5 protein-coding genes are annotated in these 5131 nt (G+C 57.8%); all 5 read left to right on the top strand.

Annotated features, from left to right (window positions below; translation table 11 throughout):
• Positions 1-45: 45 nt before the first annotated feature.
• The 5 genes from cas8c to cas2 are packed head-to-tail and all read left to right on the top strand — an operon-like array spanning position 46 to position 4821.
• Positions 46-1875 (top strand): type I-C CRISPR-associated protein Cas8c/Csd1, encoded by a 1830-nt coding sequence (gene cas8c, locus VMU57_RS13400; RefSeq protein ID WP_325384211.1) that lies wholly within the window; start codon positions 46-48, stop codon positions 1873-1875.
• The gene (cas7c, locus tag VMU57_RS13395) at positions 1872-2765 is read left to right on the top strand and encodes a type I-C CRISPR-associated protein Cas7/Csd2 (protein WP_325384209.1); all 894 of its coding nucleotides are present in this window, start codon (positions 1872-1874) and stop codon (positions 2763-2765) included. Before cas8c ends, cas7c begins: the two co-directional genes overlap by 4 nt.
• Before the next feature lie 26 nt (positions 2766-2791).
• A complete protein-coding gene (gene cas4 / locus VMU57_RS13390) occupies positions 2792-3508 on the top strand; it encodes a CRISPR-associated protein Cas4 (RefSeq protein ID WP_325384207.1) in 717 nt (238 codons plus the stop codon).
• Positions 3505-4524 carry a type I-C CRISPR-associated endonuclease Cas1c gene (cas1c, locus tag VMU57_RS13385; RefSeq protein WP_325384205.1) on the top strand — a complete coding sequence of 340 codons (1020 nt, stop codon included), beginning with the start codon at positions 3505-3507 and terminating at the stop codon, positions 4522-4524. The genes cas4 and cas1c overlap by 4 nt, the downstream gene beginning before the upstream one ends.
• Positions 4525-4530: 6 nt before the next feature.
• On the top strand, positions 4531-4821 hold the full coding sequence (gene cas2 / locus VMU57_RS13380; RefSeq protein ID WP_325384203.1) for a CRISPR-associated endonuclease Cas2: 291 nt from the start codon (positions 4531-4533) through the stop codon (positions 4819-4821).
• Positions 4822-5131 lie beyond the last annotated feature (310 nt).

Below are 5131 nucleotides of genomic sequence, written 5' to 3'. Positions count from 1 at the left end.
GGAGTCGGCGTTGGCCGACGAAGGACGGCGCCGGGAGGTGCTCGAATGCTCGTACAGGCGCTAGCTGAATATGCGGACAACTATCTGGCCGATGAGTTGAACGATGCGGCGTGGGAGATGAAGCCCGTGCCGTGGTTGCTTGAAATTTCCCAGCGAGGAACGTTTTTGAATGCGACGCAACGGATGACGACGGAGACGCGCGGCAAGAAGCAGGTGCGGGTTCCCATGCCGATTAGCATGCCTCGTTCGCCGGTGAACCGTAATAGCGGGGAGCATCCATTGCTGGGAACGGATGATATTGCCTACGTCCTCGGCATTGGTCCGTGGACACCCGACAAATCCGCCGACAAAGAGAAAGCCGAAAAGCATCACGAGGCATTTGTGGCTCTCATCGCCAAAGCGGCTGCGGAAACCGGGGACGGTGCACTGGGAGCTTGCACTCGCTTCTATGCTAATGCGGAAGATCTGGAAAGGGCGCGCAACGCCTTGAAGGAGGCGAAGCCCGGCACGCTCGTTGCTCTTTCTGTCGGCGAACCGCTGGTGGAACGCGAGTCTGTCCAGCAGTTCTGGCGCAAGCATTACGAGGCTGCGTTTGCCGGGCGCATGGAAGGCAGCGACGGAGAGTGCATGATCTCCGGCAAGTTCGGCCCCATTGCGCCCACACACGAGAAAATCAAAGGCGTATCGAGTCTTGGAGGGCAGGCTGCTGGCGTTGCGCTAATGTCCTTCGATAAAGACGCCTTCCGCTCCTACGGATGGGAGCAGAACCGGAACAGCCCGGTCTCTCCGGATCGCGCGCTGGCCTACGTGCTTGCGTTCAACGATCTGCTGAAGCAGGACAAGGGCCGGCGCAAGGATATTGCGGGCATCGGCTTCTTGTACTGGCTCAAGAACCCAGCAGACTTGGATGCGCTTGACCTGATGGACCGGGCCGACCCAAGCCAAGTGAAAAAACTCCTCGGCTTCGATGCGCGGAGTGAGCCTGACGCAAACCGCTTTTATATGGTCGCCGTCTCCGGCAATGGCGGACGGCTGCGCGTGCATCACTGGGCGGATCTTGCACTCACGCAGGTAAAAGAGAACCTTAAGAACTGGCACGAACAACTGCGCGTTGAGTTTCCTTGGGACGAACCCGCTCCCGTGCGGCTATGGCAATTGCTGTATGCCCTGGACCGTGAAGGCAAGCCCGATGACCACACAGTGTTGGCGTTGCTGCGCCGGGGCATTGAGGGCGTTCCGCTTGGCTACTCGGTACTCTCGACGGCGCTCACGCGGCTCCGACATCCAGGCGGAAGCGACTCAAAGGAAAAGACGGGAGAGAAGAAGAGCGATCCCATGTCACTGGCTAGACTGCGCGTGCCTATGGGGCTGATTCGCATGTGCATCAACGATCTGTTTCTACAACAGGAAGGAGCAAGAAAAATGAGTGAGGGACTGGACCCAGGCTGCACCATCCCAGCCTATATCTGTGGGCGGTTGATGGCGGAGTTTGAAAACCTGCAACGCTCATCCAGTGAAAATGAAGTAAACTCGTCGATTCTGGATCGTTACTTCGCATTGGCATCCACGTATCCTGCCGTCGCGTTCCCGAAGATTGAGAACCTCGGCCAAAAGCATCTTCGTAAGCTTCGCAGGGACAACCCACCCGCCGCGTATGCCATTGATGCGCGGCTACAGGAGTTGCACAATCTCCTGCAACCCTCAGCGAGCGGCGCCTATCCAGGCAAACTCGGGCTCGAAGGCCAGGGACTCTTTGCCCTCGGCTACTACCACCAGAAGGCCAGGTCCCGTTCTAAGGCGCAGGATCGCAAACAAGCCAACGATGCTGAAAAAGAATCTACAAATGAATCCACCGATCAGGAGAACAACCGATGAGTACGATTGAGAACCGCTACGACTTTGTCTTTCTGTTTGATTGCCAGGACGGTAACCCGAACGGGGATCCGGATTCTGACAACAGTCCGCGCTTTGATCCTGAGACGTTTCAAGGGCTCGTCTCCGACGTGTGCCTCAAGCGCAAGATTCGGGATTATGTGCGCTATGCCAAGACAACGAATGATGTTGCAGAATCGGGATACGGCATCTTTGTGCTGAGCGGCAACACGCTTGAAAGCAACCAGCGGCAGCCCTTCGAGAAACTCACTGGCGACGACAAGATCGAAGCCAAAGGAAAGGACACCAAGCCGACAGACATCGAAAAGGCCCGTCAGTGGATGTGCAAGAACTTCTTCGATGTCCGCGCCTTCGGTGCTGTCATGAGCACAACCGAGTTCAACTGCGGACAGGTGCGCGGCCCCGTGCAGATCACGTTTGCGCGTTCAATCGACCGGATTCTCCCTACCGAACACACCATCTCACGCCAGGCATTTACGGGCGAGAAGGACATCAAGTCTGGAACCGGAACTCTGGGGCGCAAACACACCATCCCCTACGGTCTGTATCTCGCGCATGGCTACATCAACCCGGTCTTTGCCGCAAAGACCGGCTTCAGCGAAGACGATCTCACGCTCTTGTGGAAGGCTCTCGCCAATTTGTTTGAGTTGGACCGCTCCGCTGCGCGGGGCACAATGGCTGCGCGCGGCCTTTACATTTTCAAGCACGAGAGCAAGCTCGGCAATGCGCAAGCACAGAGGCTCTTTGAGTCCATCCAGGTGAAGAAGAGGCCGGATATTGAGAGCCCGCGCGCCTTCACGGATTACACCGTCGTGCCTCCCGATCCAGGCTCACTGCCGGAAGGCATCACCCTCATCGGGGGTCTCGCATAAGCCTGTTCCATCCAAGGCGGAACAGTATGTATACAGAAGAGGATCTTCTCCCGCTCTCCGGTCTCCAGCATCTCGCCTTTTGCGAACGGCGCTGGGCGCTGATTCATCTGGAGCAGCAGTGGGAGGAGAACCTCTTCACCGCTGAAGGCAAAATTCTTCACGAGAAGGCACACTCCGCCGGAATTGAATCCCGCCCCGAGGCCCTGGTTCGGCGAACTCTTCCGCTGCGGTCCTTTCGCCTTGGCATCTCCGGGCAAGCCGACATTGTCGAGTTCCTGCCTTGTGAAGCCTCAGAGCCGGGTGTTCCCATGCCGCGCCGTAAAGGACTCTGGAAGCCGTATCCGGTGGAGTACAAGCGGACCCGCGACAAACACGGCAGCGTGGCCTATCGAATTCAGCTTTGCGCACAGGCGCTTTGTCTTGAAGAGATGCTCCAAGTCCCTGTTCCTGCGGGGGCAGTCTTTGACGGCAAGGCAAAGCGTCGCGAAGTGGTGAACTTCGACGAACCGCTCCGTCAAGAGGTTGAGCACCTCGCGGCCCGCATGCACCAGATTCTTCAATCCGGGAAAACGCCGCGGGCCATCTATGCGAAGAAATGCGAAGGCTGCTCCATGAAGCCCGTCTGCCTGCCGTCGGTTGGCGAGTCGGTCAGCGCTTCCAGTTATCTGACCCGCGCCGTGGAAGCCAATCTCAGGAAGGTTCCTGGCGAACGCGCCAGCAATGAAGAGGAACAACCCCGATGAGAAAGCTCCTCAACACACTTTACGTCACGATTCCCGATGCCTATCTCAGCAAGGATGGTGAAACAGTCCTCGTTCGCGTCGAACATGAAACGAGGCTTCGCGTCCCTATACATACGCTGGAGGGTATTGTCTGCATCGGCATAGTCTCAATGAGCCCTCCGCTGATGGGGTTCTGCGCCGAGCGCAACGTCGGCGTGAGTTTCCTTAGCGAGCACGGCCGCTTTCTCGCCCGCATCCAGGGACCGATCCACGGAAACGTCCTGCTGCGCCGGGAGCAGTATCGCCGTGCCGACCAGGATGCTGATTCCGCAGCCATCGCAAAGTCGATTCTGTTGGCGAAGATCGCTAACAGCCGGACTTCGCTCTTGCGTGCTGGTCGTGAGCACACCTCAGATACCATTGATCGTGCTGCTACACAGCTTGGCCAATCGCTACGCCTGCTCGCGTCCGCAACCTCTCTCGATGGTTTGCGCGGCGTCGAGGGAGACGCCGCACAGACGTATTTCAGCGTCTTTAACGAACTCATCTTGCACCAGAAGGAGGAGTTCTTCTTTCACACGCGTAGCCGCCGGCCTCCACTCGACAATGTCAACGCGTTGCTCTCGTTCCTCTATGTCCTGTTGGCGCACGACATCGCTTCTGCATTGGAGACGACCGGCCTAGACCCTGCCGTTGGGTTTTTGCACCGCGACCGTCCCGGTCGTGCCGGCCTTGCTCTGGACCTCATGGAGGAGTTGCGTCCGGTGTTAGCCGACAGGCTCGTACTTACCCTCATCAACCGCCGCCAGGTAGCCGGAAATGGCTTTTCCCGCGCCGAATCCGGCGGGGTGACCATGAACGATGCCACGCGCAAAGAAGTTCTGGTCGCGTGGCAGTTGCGCAAGCAGGAAGAGGTCCTCCATCCATTTCTGAACGAACGTATCCCCTTTGGCCTGGTTCCCTACGCACAGGCTCTTCTGCTGGCGCGTCACCTGCGCGGCGATCTCGACGCCTACCCTTCCTTCATCTGGAGATGACAAAGCATGATGGTGCTTGTGACGTATGATATGGGAACTCAGTCCGACGATGGGAAACGCCGCCTCCGGCAAATCGCCAAACTGTGTCAGAATCATGGTCAGCGGGTGCAGTTTTCAGTTTTTGAATGCCTGCTGGAACCTGCTCTTTGGGTTGAATTTCGCGCCAAGCTCCTCGCCCTCATCGACCCGTCGACCGATAGCCTTCGTTTCTACTTCCTGGGAGCCAACTGGCAGAGGCGCGTGGAACACGCTGGCGCCAAGCCTGCCTACAACCCTGAAGGCCCCCTTATCCTATAGCGCGAACCTTAAGCACACAGTCTACGCCCAGCAGGTTCGCGCATATCCCTTCTATTTCATTCCAAGCATCTTGCACACAGATGCTCATTTTCTGGGCATTCCGTGCTATGGGCTTTTAGTGAGTCCGCGCAATTCCCTGGCTAGGAGGTAGAAATCAAAGCTGTTACAGTAGAGCCGTCGCGCCCCACGCGGGGCGCGTGGATTGAAACGTTATAGATGGGGTGCACGTTTTGTCACCCTTTGTCGCGCCCCACGCGGGGCGCGTGGATTGAAACACCTTAAGCTGAGAGCTGTTTTGCGTCATCGCGCG

The sequence above is a fragment of the Edaphobacter sp. genome, from assembly GCF_035532915.1.
Classification (GTDB): Bacteria; Acidobacteriota; Terriglobia; order Terriglobales; family Acidobacteriaceae; genus Edaphobacter.
Note: the sequence above shows the minus strand (reverse complement) of the source record. Positions and strands in the feature narration are given on the sequence as shown.

Excerpts from the sequence above, each read along its gene's own strand:
- cas8c (WP_325384211.1), top strand. The coding sequence starts at position 46 with ATGCTCGTACAGGCGCTAGCTGAATATGCGGACAACTATCTGGCCGAT.
- cas7c (WP_325384209.1), top strand. The coding sequence starts at position 1,872 with ATGAGTACGATTGAGAACCGCTACGACTTTGTCTTTCTGTTTGATTGC.
- cas4 (WP_325384207.1), top strand. The coding sequence starts at position 2,792 with ATGTATACAGAAGAGGATCTTCTCCCGCTCTCCGGTCTCCAGCATCTC.
- cas1c (WP_325384205.1), top strand. The coding sequence starts at position 3,505 with ATGAGAAAGCTCCTCAACACACTTTACGTCACGATTCCCGATGCCTAT.
- cas2 (WP_325384203.1), top strand. The coding sequence starts at position 4,531 with ATGATGGTGCTTGTGACGTATGATATGGGAACTCAGTCCGACGATGGG.